The following is a 15,296-nucleotide window of genomic DNA, read 5'->3' on the forward strand; positions in this document are numbered from 1 at the left end:
GCCTGTTGGCTGGCCGCGTGTTCATGATCGCCTTACGGGTAGACGACCGCTCCGGACACCCTAATCGCGCAGCTTGAGAAAGACTTCGAGCTGCAGGGCGATGAACGCGACCTCTTGCTTTTCGGAAAAGCCGACCCGTATCCAGTCATAGCGACCGTCGCGCGCGATAGCGTGGCCGTTGGCAACGCGCAACCCTTCGAAAAAGCGTCTGGTTTCTGTGATCCCTTTACCGGCCCTCCTGGCATGGGACTCCACCTCGAAAGCGATTTCGCCCGCGTTGCCCTCGGCGAGACCGGCGCTGGGCCGGTACAGAAATATCTGTCCCCTTTGCGGTCGTACGCAGCGGAAACCATTACCGTTGTGCATCTCGTAGAGCGCGCCGTAGATGTCGGTCAGCAACCTCCTGGCCGTCTCGAACACATACACATCCATCCATCCCGCTCCCTGCTTTTCGGCGAAAGGCCGCCGCCACAACTGCATGAGTGCAGGTGAATGGACAACCCTAGCAGCCACCCAGGAATTAACTCCTGCTGGAAACATCCCCACACAGTTGCCATAGGCGCTGCGGTCGTTGCAGTGGCGACAAGGTTAGCGGGCAGCGTCTCGCTGACCGGTTCGAAGCGTTCTTGCGGAAAGCCAAGGGATGCCGCGCGATCAAGGGACACCCTAGCGAAAGACCAGAGGACTTAATTCATCGCTCCGACCGGGTGAGGATGGGCAAACAGCCATCCTAGAGTCAGGAAGGCGCCTGCTCTTGTCAGCCCGCCAGCGTCATGGCGCCTGGCAGGGGCCCGAGCAGGGAGCGAAGGCTCGGACCGACTCAGCCCTTGAAACCCTTGCCCACCAGATAGACCTCCCGCGAGCGGGGACGCGAGGCTTCGGGCTTGCGGATCGACACCTTCTCGAAGGAGGTGCGTACGTCCTTGAGGAAGACATCGGATCCTTCGCCCTGGAACACCTTGACCACGTAGTTGCCGCCGGGCTTGAGCACCTGGCGCACCATGTCGAGGGTCAGCTCCACCAGGTACATGGCGGCGGCCTGGTCGGCGGCCGCGACCCCGCTGATGTTGGGCGCGATGTCGGAGACGATCAGATCGGGCTGGCGGCCATCGAGCACGCCGAGGATCTTCTGGAAGACGGCATCGTCGGTGAAGTCGCCCTGGACGAAGTCGACGTTGTCGAGGGCTCCCATCGGCAGGATGTCGGTGGCCACCACGCGGCCCTTGTCGCCCACGATGCCGCCGGCCACCTGCGACCAGCCACCGGGCGCGGAGCCCAGGTCCATGACCAGCATGCCGGGACGGATCAGCTTGTCCTTCTCGTTGAGCTCGATCAGCTTGTAGCTGGAGCGCGAGCGCAGGCCGTCTTTCTGAGCGCGTTTGACGTAGGGATCGTTGACGTGTTCATCCAGCCAGCGACGGCTGCTTTTGGATCTTTTCATGTTGGAGCTACCACGGGAAAGCGGGTGAGAAGCGGACGCGCACCAGGTCTGGCCGGCCGCAAAGTGGCGGCGATTATAAGCCGATAACGCCCTGGGACGAATCGGGGATCGCCCGAGCGACCGCCAGGCCGCCCAAAAGCGCGCCCATCGTCCGCGCCTGACAGCGCCCGGGCCGCCGGGTACAATCGCCGCCCTACCCCTCCTCGTCCCCTTCCTTTGCCGGAGTCACCGGCCAGGATTATTGTCATGATTCGCATCAACGAACTGTCTCTCCCGCTTGACCACACCCCCGCCGAGCTGCGCCAGGCCATCCTCGGGCGCCTGAAGCTGAGCGACGCCGACCTTCTCGATTTCACCGTGTTCAAGCGCAGCTACGATGCGCGCAAGAAGAACAGCGTCATCCTGTTCATCTACATCATCGATTTGGAAATACGCGACGAGGCGGCGGTGCTGGCGCGCTTTGCCAATGACCTGCACGTGCGCCCGGCGCCGGACACCGGCTACTACCCGGTCGGCCAGGCTCCGGCCAACCTGACCGAGCGCCCGCTGGTGGTGGGGTTCGGCCCCTGTGGACTGTTCGCCGCCCTGCTGCTGGCCCAGATGGGCTTCAAGCCCATCGTGCTCGAGCGCGGCAAGGACGTGCGCAGCCGTACCAAGGACACCTGGGCCCTCTGGCGCAAGAAGGTACTGAGCCCCGAATCCAACGTGCAATTCGGTGAAGGTGGGGCGGGGCTGTTTTCCGACGGCAAGCTCTATAGCCAGATCAAGGATCCGAAGTTCTACGCCCGCAAGGTGATGCACGAATTCGTCCGCGCCGGCGCGCCCGAAGAGATCCTCTACGTCAGCAAGCCGCATATCGGCACCTTCCGCCTGACCGGCGTGGTCGCCGCCATGCGCGAAGAGATCATCGCCCTCGGCGGCGAAGTCCGCTTCGAGAGCAAGGTCACCGACCTGGTGATCAATGACGGCCAGCTCGAAGGCGTGGTGCTGGCCAGTGGCGAGACCCTGCACAGCCGCCACGTGGTGCTCGCCCTGGGCCACAGCTCGCGCGACACCTTCCGCATGCTGCATCGCCAGGGCGTGTACATCGAGGCCAAGCCCTTCGCCGTCGGCTTCCGCATCGAACACCCCCAGGGCATGATCGACCAGGCCCGCCTGGGCAAGTACGCCGGTCACCCGGAGCTGGGCGCCGCCGACTACAAGCTGGTCCATCACGCCAAGAACGGCCGCGCTGTCTACAGCTTCTGCATGTGCCCGGGCGGCACCGTGGTGGCAGCTACCTCCGAGCCGGGCCGCGTCGTCACCAATGGCATGAGCCAGTACTCGCGCAACGAGCGCAATGCCAACTCCGGCATCGTGGTGGGCATCAATCCCGAGCAGGACTTCCCCGGCGATCCGCTGGCCGGCGTCGAGCTGCAGGAGCGCCTGGAATCCCGCGCCTACGAACTGGGCGGCAGTGACTATTCCGCCCCTGGCCAACTGGTCGGCGACTTCATTCGCGGCGTGCCCTCCACCCAGTTCGGTGAAGTCGAGCCCTCCTACAAGCCCGGCGTGCGCCTGGGCGATCTGGCACCGTCGCTGCCCGCCTATGCCATCGAGGCCATTCGCGAAGCCCTGCCCGCCTTCGGCAAGCAGATCCGCGGCTTCGACCGCCATGACGCCATCCTGACCGGGATCGAGACCCGCACTTCCTCCCCGGTGCGCATCACCCGGGACAACGACAGCCTGCAGAGCCTCAATCTGCGTGGCCTCTATCCGGCCGGTGAAGGCGCCGGCTACGCGGGCGGCATCCTCTCCGCGGGCGTGGACGGCATCAAGGTCGCCGAGGCCCTGGCCAAGGCGATGCTCGCGGAAGGCGACGCGCAGGACGCCCCGCTGGTTCGGGCTGCGGGTTGATGAAGCTCGACGACATCAAGAAGCTCCACCAGAAGAAGTACCGCGCCGAATTCGGCCACTTCCTGGTGGAGGGCGAGCATCTCGCGCTGGAGTTGCAAAAGGCCGCGCTGCAGCACCCCGAGCTGCAGCGCGCCGAACTCTATGTGACGGGCGCCTACGAGAATTGGCAGAGTCCGTTCCGGACCCATCCGATTAGCGAGCGCCAGATGGCGCAGCTCGCCGATACCAAGACCCCGCAGGGCATCCTTGCGGTGGTGCCAATGCCCCAGGAGCCCGTGGCAGCAGCGGTCGAGGGCGAGCGCGCCGTCTATCTGCACGAGATCCAGGATCCGGGCAATCTGGGCACCATCCTGCGCACCCTGGCCTGGTTCGGGCGCTTCCGCTGCCTGCTCAGCCCAGGCAGCGTCGACCCCTACAACCCCAAGGTGGTCCGCGCCAGCATGGGCGCCATCTTCCACACCCCGCTGGAACTCGACGTCGAACTCGACGGCCTGCAGGAGCGCTTCCCCCGCCTCGCCTGCCTGGACATGCAGGGTGCGCCCGTGCAGTCGGCCGCCTTCAAGGCCTTCGACTGCTACCTGTTCGGCAACGAAGCGCGCGGCGTTCCCCGTGAACACCTCACCGCCCTGAACGCCCAGCCCTTCACCATCGCCGGCTCGGGCGCCATCGAGTCCCTGAATCTGGCGGCCACGGTGAACATGTGCGCCTATGAGCTGAGTCGCTAGCGCTGGCGCACGCCGCATGGTGGCGGTTCCAGAGTGCGGCGTGCCCCCTCCTCCCAGGCGAGGGTGAGGCCGTCCAGCACGCGCTCATGATTCGCCAGCAATTCTGCCTGAGATCCACCGGCAGCTTCCTGGAGCGCCACGCTCGTTCCCTGCTCTGACAAGAGCGGCGAAACCAGATCACGGGCGCTAGAGGTCCGCGTCCTGACCTTCCGCCTTTCTCGAATCGTCATAGACCCGTTGCGCCTCTTCCATGGCGGCGCCATTGGCCAGGGCCCAGCTATAGAGCGCGGCGAAGGGTTCGCGTAGCGAGCAGCCAAGCGGAGTGATGGTGTATTCGACACCGATCGGCTGCGTCGGCAGCACCTTGCGGCTGATCAGGCCGTTGCGCTCGAGCCGCTTCAAGGCCTCGGAAAGGGATTTGTGGGTGATGCCATGGAGGCGGCGCTTGAGGTCGTTGAAGCGCGCCGGCTGCGTGCACAGGACGCTCAGGATCAGCACGGCCCACTTGTTGCCGATGTGTTCGAGGATGGGACGCGTCGCGGTGACATTGAGAGGGAGTTCGAGCTCGTTGCTGGACATGGGTATCCGCCTGGATATCTAGGCACCTTCAGGTGCGTTCTTGCGATCAGATATACGAATGATACCGTTGCTCTTCGACATCCACAGCAGCCTGGTGAGGATCTATGAGCACGCTTTCAGCAAAAGTCGCCGTCGTGATCGGTGGTCATGGCGGAATCGGTGGGGCCATCGCGGAACGGTTCGCGACCGAGGGCGCCACCGTCTACGCCAGCAGTCGGCGCACCCAGGCCCGCGACGTCGAACGCGGCGCGGGCAGGTTGCTCGAGCGCAGCCTCGATGCCTCCGATGTGACGGCACTCGCGGCCTTCTTCGACAGCGTGCGGCGCGAAGCCGGTCGGGTGGATGTACTGGTGGTGAACGCCGGCCTTTCGGAGTTCGCACCGCTCGAGGCCATCAACGAAGAACACTTCGACCGGACCTTCGCGCTCAACGTACGTGCCCTGCTCTTCGCCACCCAGGCGGCGACGGCGATCATGCCCGATGGCGGCGCCATCGTACTGATCGGCTCCATTGCCGCGGCGATCGGCACCAAAGGCTATGGCGTCTATGGGGCGAGCAAGGCGGCGGTGCGCTCCTTGGCGCGTACCTGGGCCCATGAACTGGCGCCCCGCAACATCCGCGTCAACGTCGTCGCGCCGGGCCCCACGGACACCGCCATGATGGCGGCGACCTCCGCGGAGGTACGGGAGCAGCTGAACACGCTGATCCCGCTCGGCCGGATGGCACGCGTCGACGAAGTGGCCGCGGCCGCGCTCTTTCTCGCGAGCGAGCAGAGCAGCTTCATCACCGGGGCCGAGTTGCCGGTCGACGGTGGCATGGCGCAGGTCTGACAGGCGTCTCGATCACAGATGTCCAGGACAAGCTCCACGGCTCGAGCGCGTCCTGGCGCGGGTGGGCCGGCACGAGCCCTGGCCAGCGATCCCGAGCGCGAAAGTCTGGAGCTTATCGCCGGAATCAGGGGTCCACTTTCTTAGCCTCGCCTCCAGGAATGTGCCCCCATGATCGCCATCAACAGCTACACCACGGTCAAGCGCCGCGAACGCGTCCCCCATGACCTCTTCGCGCACTACTGGCGGGACGTGCACGGCCCCTTGTGCGCCCGTCTGCCGGGCCTCGACCACTACGTGCAGTACCACTTCAACCGCGAACAGGACGCCCATCTATGGCCACTGGCTGAGGGCATCCGAGAGATTCCCGACTACGAACTGGATGGGATGGTGGAAATCGGCTTCGCTGACGAGGGGCGTCAGCGCACCTTCCAGGCAGCCAGCCCGGTGCTGTTCAGCGACGAGCAGAACATGTTCGCCGAGACGCTTGCCTATGACCTGCCCAATGGCTCGCAAGCCTTCAAGAACACGCTGGCGGACGAGCAGCACAACGGCCCCGACCAGCTGGATCGCCTGCAACTGCACCTGCATCCCCGCGACAGCCTCGAGGACCTGAACAATTATCTGCTGAGCCAGCTAGGCCCCTGGCTGGCCGCACAATCAGCCGTCCTGAAGGTTCGCGTGCACCCTTGCGTGCCCTTCGTCAACGACGACCAACATCCGCCGTCGCCCGACGTGGCGCACAGGGCCGATGCCATCCGCGCAGCGCTATCGATGGTGGAGATCGTCTTCGCCTCGCCGCTGGAACGCCGACGCTTCTTCGCCGGTGACGCCTTCCGTGGCAGCCTGCCCGAGCAGGCGCAGCATATCGCCTGTATCAAGGCCTTCGCCGTATCCGGGGTATACACCTACGTTCATGCCGGCCAGCTCACCACCGCCGGCCTGCGTGGCAGTCGCGCGGCCGAACTGATCGAGCGACTCGGGGCGGTCAACCAGACGCAAGACGAGGTCGTGCATCTGCTTCGCCACGGGGCTTTGCCCTAGGAAACAGTCCACTTCCCGGATCGGACCAGATCGGAGCGGTCCCGCCATACCTTGGGTGCGTAATTTACGGCCTTACCAGTCTAGGTGGCATCGGACAGGCGCCCTGCCCGCTCATCTCCACTTTCGTGCTGCCGCTCGGTCGAATGCCGATTCGACCTTGAGCGAGGCGGTTGCCGCTGCGAATTTTACGCTCAGGCAAGCTGTGGGCTGAGCGGCCCTCATGCTTGCCGGAAGCAGCGTTGGCAGAGTCCCGACTGCGCCTGTTTATGCTAAGTCGTGAGGCTACCTGCCGGCCGGTGACTAGACACCTGTCAGCCTGCCGCAGCTCGGGGCGGGCGGTCGCTCTGGAAAGGCTCGCCGCCCAACGCGCCACCGCGGTGCGACCTGGCTCCATCCTGGCGCAGCGCCTTCTGAGCAGCCGCCCAAAGGTTCGCTCAAGCGTGAACCAATGCCATGGGTCCGGTCCGCGAGCGGAATCGAGGCATCGCCCCAGAGCCTCGCGCCGAAAGGCCCAGCGAACCAATTTCAAATGGCATCGGCCTTGCACCCGCCCCTGGTATTCGCATCTCCCCTGCGGCCGCGTTGGCAACACCTTCGCATCGGGAGAAAGCCCAGACCTAAGAGGCAAAGGTTCGATGCAGATCCACACCGACGACAGCGCCCGCCTGGCCCTGGATGCCTTGCGCAACCTGGTGACCCAGCAGAGCAGCGTTCCCGACAAACCGCTGCCGCCAGAGCGCGAGCTGGCCAGTGAATTCGGCGTCAGCCGGCGTTCCATTCGCCGCGCCCTGGCGGTACTCGAAGCCGAGGGCCAGGTCTGGCGCCGCCAGGGCAAGGGTACCTACGTCGGCCCTACGCCGCCGAGCGCGGCCCTCACCCTCAGTCAGCTCTCCGCGCGCACCAACTTCAGCGAGGTGATGGAGGCGCGGCTGCACCTCGAGCCCAATCTCGCCGCCCTGGCCGCCCAGCGCGCCAGTGGCGAACAGCGCGCGCTGATCCGCCGCATGGCCGAGCGCACCGCCTTCGAGCGCCTGGGCAGCAGCGAGGACGCCGACGCCATCGAGCTGTGGGACAGCGCCTTCCACCGCAGCATCGCCGAGGCCGCCGGCAATCGCCTGCTGCTGGATCTCTTCGAGATGCTCGACGCCATCCGCCTGGACCCGATCTGGCGCGACCTGCGTCACCGCGCACGCAACGCCCAGCGCCTGCTGGCCTACCACGATGACCACCAGGCCCTGGTGGAAGGCATCGATGCCCGCGATCCGGTCCGCGCCGCGGCGGTGATGCGCGCCCATCTGCGCGCCCTGCAACTGGCGCTGGATAGCGTGCTGCAACAGACCCTGGAGCAGGCCCTATGAGCGCGCCGGTATTGGTGGTGGACGACCTCAGCGTACGCTTCGCCGGCGCTCCTGCCGCCGTGGTGGAAGGCCTGAATTTCACCGTCCGGCCGGGCCGTACCCTGGCCCTGGTGGGCGAATCCGGCTGTGGCAAGAGCGTGACCTCCATGGCGCTGATGGGGCTGCTGCCGCCGACCGCGCGGATCCAGGCCCGCCAGGCGAGCTTCATGGGCGAAGATCTGCTGACCATGCCCGAGACGCGCCGCCGCGACCTGCGCGGCGATCGCCTGGCCATGGTGTTCCAGGAGCCGATGACCTCGCTGAATCCCGCCTTCAGCGTCGGCGAGCAGCTGATGGAGACGGTGCTGCGCCATCGCGGTGGCAGTCAGGCGACCGCCCGCCAGCGTGCCCTGGAGATGCTGGAAAAGGTGCGGGTACCGGCCGCGGCCCAACGCCTGGCGGCCTATCCCCACGAACTCTCCGGCGGCATGCGCCAGCGGGTGATGATCGCCATGGCGCTGGCCAACGATCCGGCGCTGATCATCGCCGACGAACCCACTACGGCGCTGGACGTGACCATCCAGGCGCAGATCCTCGAACTCATCGCCGGGCTGCAGGCCGAGACCGGCAGCGCCATGATCCTCATCACCCACGACCTCGGCGTGGTCGCCGAGGTGGCCGACGAGATGGCGGTGATGTACGCCGGCCGGGTGGTGGAATCCGGCCCGGTCGCCCAGCTGTTCGACGACCCGCAGCACCCCTACACCATCGGCCTGATGGGCTCCATGCCCTCGCTGGGGCCACGCATGGGCCGCCTGGCGACCATCGCCGGCCGGGTGCCGACGCCCGCCGAGATGCCCGCCGGCTGTCGCTTCGCCAGCCGCTGCCCCTTCGTCCTCGACGCCTGTCGCCTGGCCCCGCCGCCACTGGTGGAACTCGCCCGGGGGCAACAGGTGGCCTGTATCCGCGCGCCCCTGGAACAGCACCTGGAGACCAGCGCATGAAAGCGGTTGAACGTCCCATTCTCGAGGCCATCGGCCTGACCAAGCACTTCGGCGGCCAGGCCGGTTTCCTGCAACGTCCGCGGCCACCGGTACAGGCGGTCAGCGATGTCTCCTTCGCCGTGCGCCGCGGCGAGACCCTGGCCCTGGTGGGCGAATCCGGTTCGGGCAAGTCGACCCTCGGCCGCCTGCTGCTCAACCTGCTCGCGCCCACCGCCGGCGACGTCATCTACGAAGGCCGCAACCTGGGCAACCTCAGTCCGACGGCGCTGCGCCAGGTCCGCCAGGAATTGCAGATCATCTTCCAGGACCCCTTCGCCTCGCTGAATCCGCGCATGAGCGTGGCCGACATCGTTGGCGAGCCGCTGTGGCTGCACAAGCCGCTGGATCGCCGCCAGCGCGGGGAGCGGGTGGCCGAGTTGCTGCGCACCGTGGGCCTCGCGCCGGAACTGGCGGGGCGCTATCCCCATGAATTTTCCGGCGGCCAGCGCCAGCGCATCGGCATCGCCCGCGCCCTGGCCGCCGAGCCGCGGCTGCTGCTGGGTGACGAGCCGGTCTCGGCGCTGGACGTCTCGGTGCAGGCGCAGGTGGTGAACCTGCTGGAAGACCTCAAGGCGCGCTTCGGCCTGACCCTGATCATCGTCGCCCACGGCCTCGGCGTGATTCGCCACATGAGCGACCGGGTGGCGGTGATGTACCTGGGCGAGATCGTCGAACTGGCGCCGGTGGAAGCGCTGTTCGAGACGCCGCTGCACCCCTACACCCAGGCGCTGCTGGCCGCGGTGCCGGTCAGCCATCCACGGGCACGGCGACCGCGCACCCTGCTCGGCGGCGACCTGCCCAGCCCCACGGCGCCGCCCAGCGGCTGTCGCTTCCACACCCGCTGTCCCCACGCCCGATCGCTGTGCCGCGAGGCCAAGCCGCCGCTCGAAGCCACCTCCGACGAGGCCCGCGTGGCCTGCCACTTCTGGCGCGAGATCGCTGGCGCCGGCGCCGCACCGCCGCCCCTGATCGCCACCAGCGCGGCCTTCAGCCGGCGCCTGGCCCTGTTCAACCGTCATCAGTCCCTCCTGGAGTCCACCCCATGAAAGCCTCCGCCTGGCTCACCGCCACCCTTCTGCTCCTGGCCGGCGGCTCCGCCCTGGCCGAGACCACCCTGCGCATCGGCATCCAGGACGATCCCGACGTGCTCGATCCGCACCGCTCGCGGACCTATTCCGGCCGGCTGGTCTACACCGCCCTCTGCGACAAGCTGGTGGACGTCTCGCCACAACTGGAGCTGGTCCCTCAACTGGCCACCGCCTGGCAGTGGAGCGACGACAACCGCAGCCTGACGCTGCAACTGCGCCCGGGCGTGACCTTCCATGACGGCGAGACGTTTGATGCCGCCGCGGTGAAATTCAACCTGGACCGCGCCCGCACCCTGCCCGACTCGCTGCGCAAGAGCGAACTGGCCTCGGTGGATACCGTGGAGGTGGTCGATCCCCAGACCGTGCGCATCCGCCTCAAGCAACCCGACGCCACCCTGCTCGCCCAGCTCTCCGACCGCGCCGGCATGATGCTCGCGCCCAAGGCGTCCGCGGGTGACGTGGGCAGCAAGCCGGTCTGCTCCGGCCCCTATCGCTTCGTGCAGCGGGTGCAGCAGGACCGCATCGTGCTGGAGCGCTTCCCGCAGTACTGGAACGCCAGCGCCTACCACTTCGACAAGGTGGTCTTCCTGCCCATCCCCGACACCTCGGTGCGCCTGGCCAACCTGCGCTCGGGCGACCTGGACATCGTCGAGCGGGTCGCGCCCACCGACGTCAAGGGCCTGCAGGGCCAGGCTGGCTTCACCCTCTACAACACCCCGGGCCTGGGCTACATGCAGCTGATGGTGAATATGGCCAACGGCGACCGGGCGAAGAATCCCTTCGCCGGCGACAAGCGCGTGCGTCAGGCCTTCGACCTGGCGCTGGATCGCGAGGCGCTCAACCAGGTGGTGTTCGAGGGTCTCTATGCGCCCAGCGTGCAGCCCTTCCCGCAGAGCAGCCCCTACTACGACAAGGCCTTCACCGTGCCGGCCCGCGACGTGGCACGCAGCCAGGCGCTGCTCAAGGCCGTCGGCGTCGCCCTGCCGGTCAAGGTGGAGCTGAAGATCGCCAACAACCCCATCGCCCAGCAGGTCGGCCAGCTGATCCAGGCCATGGCCGCCGAAGCGGGCTTCGAGGTCAACCTGGTCGCCACCGAATACGCCACCCTGCTGGCCGAACAGCACGCCGGCAACTTCCAGCTCGGCCTGAGCGCCTGGTCCGGCCGCCCCGACCCGGATGGCAACGTGCACCAATTCGTCACCTGCAAGGGCAACCAGAACGACGGCCACTACTGCAACGCGGCGCTGGACACACTGCTCGATCAGGCCCGCACCACCAACGACCAGGCCCAGCGCCAGGCGCTCTACGCCCAGGCCCTGACCCTGCTGCGTGAGGAACTGCCGGTGTTCTATCTCTATTTCGACCCGCGCATCATCGCCACCCGTGCGGACCTCAAAGGCTTCATTCCCAACCCCGACGGCCTGATTCGCCTGGCCGGCGTCACCCGCGGGCAATAGCCATGCTACGTCTTTTCCTGCGTGGCCTGTTGAGTGCCCTGCCGACCCTGCTGCTGGTGTCGCTGTTCGTCTTCACCCTGCAGCAACTGCTGCCGGGCGATCCGGTGCTGGCCATGGCCGGCGAGGAACGCGATCCCCAGGTGCTGGAATTCCTGCGCGAGAAATACCGGCTCAACGACCCCGTGCCGGTGCAGTACCTGCACTGGATGGCCGGGGTGCTGCAGGGTGACCTGGGCATCTCGCTGCGCACCGACCAGCCGGTGACGGCGCTGATCGCCGAGAAGCTGCCGGTGACCCTGGAGCTGTCGCTGCTGGCCATCGTCATCGCCCTGCTCATCGGTATCCCCACGGGCATCCTCGCCGCGGTGCGCCGTGGCACGGCGGTGGACTACGGCGCCAACCTGGTGGCCCTGTCCGGCATCTCCATCCCGCACTTCTGGCTCGGCATCCTGCTGATCCTGCTGTTCGCGGTGAAGCTGCAATGGCTGCCGGCCTCCGGCTTCGTGCCCTTCCACGAAGACCCGCTGCGCAACCTGCGCACCCTGATCCTGCCGGCCTTCGTGCTGGGCGCCGGCCTCTCCGGCACCCTGATGCGCCATACCCGGGCGGCCATGCTGGAGGTGCTGCGCGCCGACTACGTGCGCACCGCCCGGGCCAAGGGCCTGCGCGAGCGGGTGGTGATCCTGCGCCATGCCCTGCGCAATGCACTGATGCCCATCGTCACCCTTACCACCCTGCTGTTCGGCGAACTGCTCGGCGGCGCGGTGCTCACCGAGCAGGTCTTCAGCATCCCCGGCTTCGGCAAGATGATCGTCGACGCCGTGTTCAACCGCGACTACGCGGTGGTCCAGGGGGTGGTGCTCTGCGTGGCGGTGGGCTTCGTGCTGCTCAACCTGGCCGCCGACCTGCTCTACCGCCTGATAAATCCGCGCCTGAGGCAAGCCGCATGAACGCCCTGACCCTGCCCCGCCCGGCCACCCTGCGCCCCGCCCGCTCGCCCTTCTGGCGCAAGTTCAGCGCCAATCGCGGTGCGCTGCTCGGCGCCGCCCTGATCCTGACCTTCGCCCTGGCCGCCCTGCTGGCGCCCTGGCTGGCCCCTTTCGATCCGCTCAAGACCAGCTTCCTGGCGGTACGCAAGGCGCCCTCGGCGCTGAACTGGCTGGGCACCGACGAACTCGGGCGCGACCTGCTCTCGCGCCTGCTGTGGGGCGCGCGCAGCTCCCTGCTGGCCGGCGTGGTCTCGGTGGCCATCGCCCTGCTGGTGGGCGTACCTCTGGGCCTGGTGGCCGGCTATTTCGGCGGCTGGCTGGACGCCCTGATCTCGCGCCTGGTGGAGGCCCTGCTGTCCTGTCCGTTCCTGGTCCTGGCCATCGCCTTGGGCGCCTTTCTCGGCCCGAGCCTGGGCAACGCCATGATCGCCATCGGCCTGTCCGCCATGCCGGTATTCGCCCGACTGACCCGTGGCCAGGTGCTCGCCATCCGCCACGAGGACTATCTGGAAGGGGCCCGCGCCATCGGCCTGCCGGATCGCTGGATCCTCTGGCGCTACGTCCTGCCCAACATCCTCTCGCCACTGGTGGTGCAGGCCACCCTGACCATCGCCGCCGCCATCCTCGCCGAGGCCAGCCTGTCGTTCCTCGGCCTCGGCCAGCAACCGCCGATGCCGTCCTGGGGCTCCATGCTCAACACCGCCAAGAACTTCATGGAGCAGGCGCCCTGGATGTCCATCGCCCCGGGCGTCTGCATCTACCTCACCGTGCTGGGCTTCAACCTGCTGGGCGACGGCCTGCGCGACGCCCTCGATCCTCGTCACCAATGAGACCCTACGTCATGCCCGATCTGGATTATCACAACCCCTATTCCTCGGCTCGCTCGCCGGTCATGGGCCGCAACCTGGTGGCCTGCTCGCAACCCCTGGCCGCCCAGGCCGGGGTGGAGATGCTGCGCCGCGGCGGCAACGCGGTGGACGCCGCGGTGGCCGCCGCCATGGTGCTCACCGTGGTGGAACCCACCGGCTGCGGTATCGGCAGCGACGCCTTCGCCATCGTCTGGGACGGCGAGAAGGTGCAAGGCCTCAATGCCTCCGGCCGCGCACCGCGCGGTTGGACGCCGGAATACTTCGCCGGCCAGAGCGCCATGCCGGCCCGCGGTTGGGGCGCGGTCACGGTGCCCGGCGCCGTCTCCGCCTGGGTCGCCCTGGCCAAGCGCTACGGCAAGCTGCCGCTGACCACCCTCGCCAGCCCGGCGATCCACTATGCCCGCGACGGCTTCCTGCTCACCCCGTTGATCGCCGAACTCTGGCGCCGCGGCGCGGAGCAGCTCAAGGACCAGCCCGGATTCGCCGCCTGCTTCCTGGCCAACGGCGTACCCCGGGCCGGCACCCTGGTGCGCCTGCCCGATCATGCGCGAACCCTGGAAGCCATCGCCGAAAGCGAAGGCGCCGCTTTCTATCAGGGCGAACTGGCCCAGGCCATGGCACGCCATGCCCGCGAACACGGGGCGGTGCTGGACGAAGAAGATTTGCGCGCCCACCGGGCCGACTGGATCGACACCCTCTCGGTGCCCTTCGCTGGCGCCGTGGTGCACGAGTTGCCACCCAACGGCCAGGGCATCGCCACCCTCGCCGGCCTGGGTATCCTCGAAGCCGCCGGCATCGGCGCTGATCCCGTGGACAGCCCCGCCACCCTGCACCGATCGATCGAGGCCATGAAGCTGGGGCTGGCCGATCTCTACCAGCATGTCACCGATTCCGCGCACATGCGCATCCAGGCCGAGCATCTGCTGGACCCGGCCTACCTGCGTGAACGCGCCGGGCTGCTCGGGCCGCGTGCCGGCGATCCCGGCTATGGCGCCCCGCGGCCCGGTGGGACCGTTTGCCTGTCGGCGGCCGACGACAGCGGCATGATGATTTCCTTCATTCAGTCCAACTACATGGGCTTCGGCTCGGGCGTGGTGGTGCCGGGTACCGGCATCAGTCTGCAGAATCGCGGCGCCGGCTTCACCCTGGCGCCTGACCACGTCAACAGCGTGGCGCCGGGCAAGCGGCCCTTCCACACCATCATCCCCGGCTTCGCCATGAACGCCGACGGCACCCCGCTGATGGCCTTCGGCCTGATGGGCGGCCCGATGCAGGCCCAGGGGCACCTGCAGCTGATGCTGCGCATCCTCAAGTACCGGCAGAATCCCCAGGCCGCCGCCGATGCACCGCGCTGGCGCCTCGAAGGCGGCCGCCGGGTCGCGGTGGAAAGCAGCCTGGACCCGGCCACCCTGGCGGCGCTGCGGGCACTGGGCCACGAGGTGACCGTGGAAGAGCCCTCCGGCGTGTTCGCCTTCGGCGGCGCACAGATCATCCAGCGCGTCGCCGGTGGCTACGTGGGCGGCTCCGATCCGCGCAAGGATGGCCTGGTGGCCGGCTACTGAAGCCGAAAGCGACGGCCCCAGGGCAGGCCAGGCGTCGCGCCTCAAGCTACTCCACCGTAGTTTGAGGCTCTGCTCCAGGGATACCGCGGGGCAGTCGCCGTCGAATCCTTGATCAGCGTGCTGGAACTTTCCATTGGCGCCATCCCGAGATTCGTCAGGCTCAGGCATTACGCCCTGTGGCTGGAAATCTGTGCAGAGAAATTCAGCCACAACGTGGATATCCGCTGCGCCTGCCCCTGCCCCTGCCGTCACTGAACCTGGAAGCGGATTGGCTGCGGGACCTCGGCATGCCACCGCAGCGGCTCGGCAGCAGGAGCCGAACCGCCCATCAGGGCTCCGAATCACCAGCCTGTCATTGGCTAGCCAACCCAATAGACGGCAGACCCACTGCGCGGCCGCCACTCGTCGAAAGGTAGCGTCATCGTCTTAATGTTTATTG

The 15,296-nt window shown here is 67.4% G+C and carries 14 protein-coding genes; 11 read left to right on the forward strand and 3 right to left on the reverse strand.

What is annotated here, in order from left to right; genetic code table 11:
* Positions 1-60: 60 nt before the first annotated feature.
* Both EC839_RS05180 and rlmE read right to left on the reverse strand, forming a co-directional pair.
* On the reverse strand, positions 61-432 hold the full coding sequence (locus EC839_RS05180; RefSeq protein ID WP_132832378.1) for a hypothetical protein: 372 nt from the start codon (positions 430-432) through the stop codon (positions 61-63).
* 388 nt (positions 433-820) lie between these two features.
* On the reverse strand, positions 821-1,441 hold the full coding sequence (gene rlmE / locus EC839_RS05185; protein WP_007158737.1) for a 23S rRNA (uridine(2552)-2'-O)-methyltransferase RlmE: 621 nt from the start codon (positions 1,439-1,441) through the stop codon (positions 821-823).
* 246 nt (positions 1,442-1,687) lie between these two features.
* Here rlmE and EC839_RS05190 point away from each other — a divergent pair, with 246 nt between their 5' ends.
* On the forward strand, positions 1,688-3,337 hold the full coding sequence (locus EC839_RS05190; RefSeq protein ID WP_132832379.1) for an NAD(P)/FAD-dependent oxidoreductase: 1,650 nt from the start codon (positions 1,688-1,690) through the stop codon (positions 3,335-3,337).
* Positions 3,337-4,062: an RNA methyltransferase gene (locus tag EC839_RS05195; protein WP_132832380.1), complete on the forward strand. Its 726-nt coding sequence runs from the start codon at positions 3,337-3,339 to the stop codon at positions 4,060-4,062. The genes EC839_RS05190 and EC839_RS05195 overlap by 1 nt, the downstream gene beginning before the upstream one ends.
* Positions 4,063-4,248: 186 nt before the next feature.
* Here EC839_RS05195 and EC839_RS05200 read toward each other — a convergent pair whose 3' ends face one another.
* A complete protein-coding gene (locus EC839_RS05200; protein ID WP_132832381.1) occupies positions 4,249-4,641 on the reverse strand; it encodes a helix-turn-helix domain-containing protein in 393 nt (130 codons plus the stop codon).
* A 104-nt stretch (positions 4,642-4,745) separates the two neighbouring features.
* Between EC839_RS05200 and EC839_RS05205 the strand changes: the two genes are divergently transcribed.
* From EC839_RS05205 to EC839_RS05245, 9 genes are all read left to right on the forward strand, one after another.
* On the forward strand, positions 4,746-5,471 hold the full coding sequence (locus EC839_RS05205; protein WP_132832382.1) for an SDR family NAD(P)-dependent oxidoreductase: 726 nt from the start codon (positions 4,746-4,748) through the stop codon (positions 5,469-5,471).
* Between the two features lie 168 nt (positions 5,472-5,639).
* The gene (locus tag EC839_RS05210) at positions 5,640-6,512 is read left to right on the forward strand and encodes an EthD domain-containing protein (RefSeq protein WP_132832383.1); all 873 of its coding nucleotides are present in this window, start codon (positions 5,640-5,642) and stop codon (positions 6,510-6,512) included.
* Between the two features lie 635 nt (positions 6,513-7,147).
* Positions 7,148-7,870, forward strand: coding sequence for a FadR/GntR family transcriptional regulator (locus EC839_RS05215; protein WP_132832384.1), 723 nt, complete (start codon positions 7,148-7,150; stop codon positions 7,868-7,870).
* The gene (locus tag EC839_RS05220; protein ID WP_132832385.1) at positions 7,867-8,853 is read left to right on the forward strand and encodes an ABC transporter ATP-binding protein; all 987 of its coding nucleotides are present in this window, start codon (positions 7,867-7,869) and stop codon (positions 8,851-8,853) included. Before EC839_RS05215 ends, EC839_RS05220 begins: the two co-directional genes overlap by 4 nt.
* The gene (locus tag EC839_RS05225) at positions 8,850-9,938 is read left to right on the forward strand and encodes an ABC transporter ATP-binding protein (protein ID WP_132832386.1); all 1,089 of its coding nucleotides are present in this window, start codon (positions 8,850-8,852) and stop codon (positions 9,936-9,938) included. The genes EC839_RS05220 and EC839_RS05225 overlap by 4 nt, the downstream gene beginning before the upstream one ends.
* Positions 9,935-11,437 carry an ABC transporter substrate-binding protein gene (locus EC839_RS05230; RefSeq protein WP_132832387.1) on the forward strand — a complete coding sequence of 501 codons (1,503 nt, stop codon included), beginning with the start codon at positions 9,935-9,937 and terminating at the stop codon, positions 11,435-11,437. The genes EC839_RS05225 and EC839_RS05230 overlap by 4 nt, the downstream gene beginning before the upstream one ends.
* A 2-nt stretch (positions 11,438-11,439) precedes the next feature.
* Positions 11,440-12,387, forward strand: coding sequence for an ABC transporter permease (locus EC839_RS05235; RefSeq protein ID WP_132832388.1), 948 nt, complete (start codon positions 11,440-11,442; stop codon positions 12,385-12,387).
* A complete protein-coding gene (locus tag EC839_RS05240) occupies positions 12,384-13,256 on the forward strand; it encodes an ABC transporter permease (protein WP_115945423.1) in 873 nt (290 codons plus the stop codon). Before EC839_RS05235 ends, EC839_RS05240 begins: the two co-directional genes overlap by 4 nt.
* Before the next feature lie 11 nt (positions 13,257-13,267).
* A complete protein-coding gene (locus EC839_RS05245) occupies positions 13,268-14,857 on the forward strand; it encodes a gamma-glutamyltransferase family protein (RefSeq protein WP_256680934.1) in 1,590 nt (529 codons plus the stop codon).
* The last annotated feature ends 439 nt before the right edge of the window (positions 14,858-15,296 follow it).

This window comes from Pseudomonas sp. JUb52 (genome assembly GCF_004341115.1).
GTDB classification, from domain to species: domain Bacteria; phylum Pseudomonadota; class Gammaproteobacteria; order Pseudomonadales; family Pseudomonadaceae; genus Chryseomonas; species Chryseomonas oryzihabitans.

Coding starts and splice junctions, on each gene's coding strand:
- EC839_RS05225 (WP_132832386.1), top strand. CDS start 8,850: ATGAAAGCGGTTGAACGTCCCATTCTCGAGGCCATCGGCCTGACCAAG.
- EC839_RS05180 (WP_132832378.1), bottom strand. CDS start 432: ATGGATGTGTATGTGTTCGAGACGGCCAGGAGGTTGCTGACCGACATC.
- EC839_RS05195 (WP_132832380.1), top strand. CDS start 3,337: ATGAAGCTCGACGACATCAAGAAGCTCCACCAGAAGAAGTACCGCGCC.
- EC839_RS05235 (WP_132832388.1), top strand. CDS start 11,440: ATGCTACGTCTTTTCCTGCGTGGCCTGTTGAGTGCCCTGCCGACCCTG.
- EC839_RS05205 (WP_132832382.1), top strand. CDS start 4,746: ATGAGCACGCTTTCAGCAAAAGTCGCCGTCGTGATCGGTGGTCATGGC.
- EC839_RS05215 (WP_132832384.1), top strand. CDS start 7,148: ATGCAGATCCACACCGACGACAGCGCCCGCCTGGCCCTGGATGCCTTG.
- EC839_RS05220 (WP_132832385.1), top strand. CDS start 7,867: ATGAGCGCGCCGGTATTGGTGGTGGACGACCTCAGCGTACGCTTCGCC.
- EC839_RS05200 (WP_132832381.1), bottom strand. CDS start 4,641: ATGTCCAGCAACGAGCTCGAACTCCCTCTCAATGTCACCGCGACGCGT.
- EC839_RS05190 (WP_132832379.1), top strand. CDS start 1,688: ATGATTCGCATCAACGAACTGTCTCTCCCGCTTGACCACACCCCCGCC.
- EC839_RS05245 (WP_256680934.1), top strand. CDS start 13,268: ATGCCCGATCTGGATTATCACAACCCCTATTCCTCGGCTCGCTCGCCG.
- rlmE (WP_007158737.1), bottom strand. CDS start 1,441: ATGAAAAGATCCAAAAGCAGCCGTCGCTGGCTGGATGAACACGTCAAC.
- EC839_RS05210 (WP_132832383.1), top strand. CDS start 5,640: ATGATCGCCATCAACAGCTACACCACGGTCAAGCGCCGCGAACGCGTC.
- EC839_RS05240 (WP_115945423.1), top strand. CDS start 12,384: ATGAACGCCCTGACCCTGCCCCGCCCGGCCACCCTGCGCCCCGCCCGC.
- EC839_RS05230 (WP_132832387.1), top strand. CDS start 9,935: ATGAAAGCCTCCGCCTGGCTCACCGCCACCCTTCTGCTCCTGGCCGGC.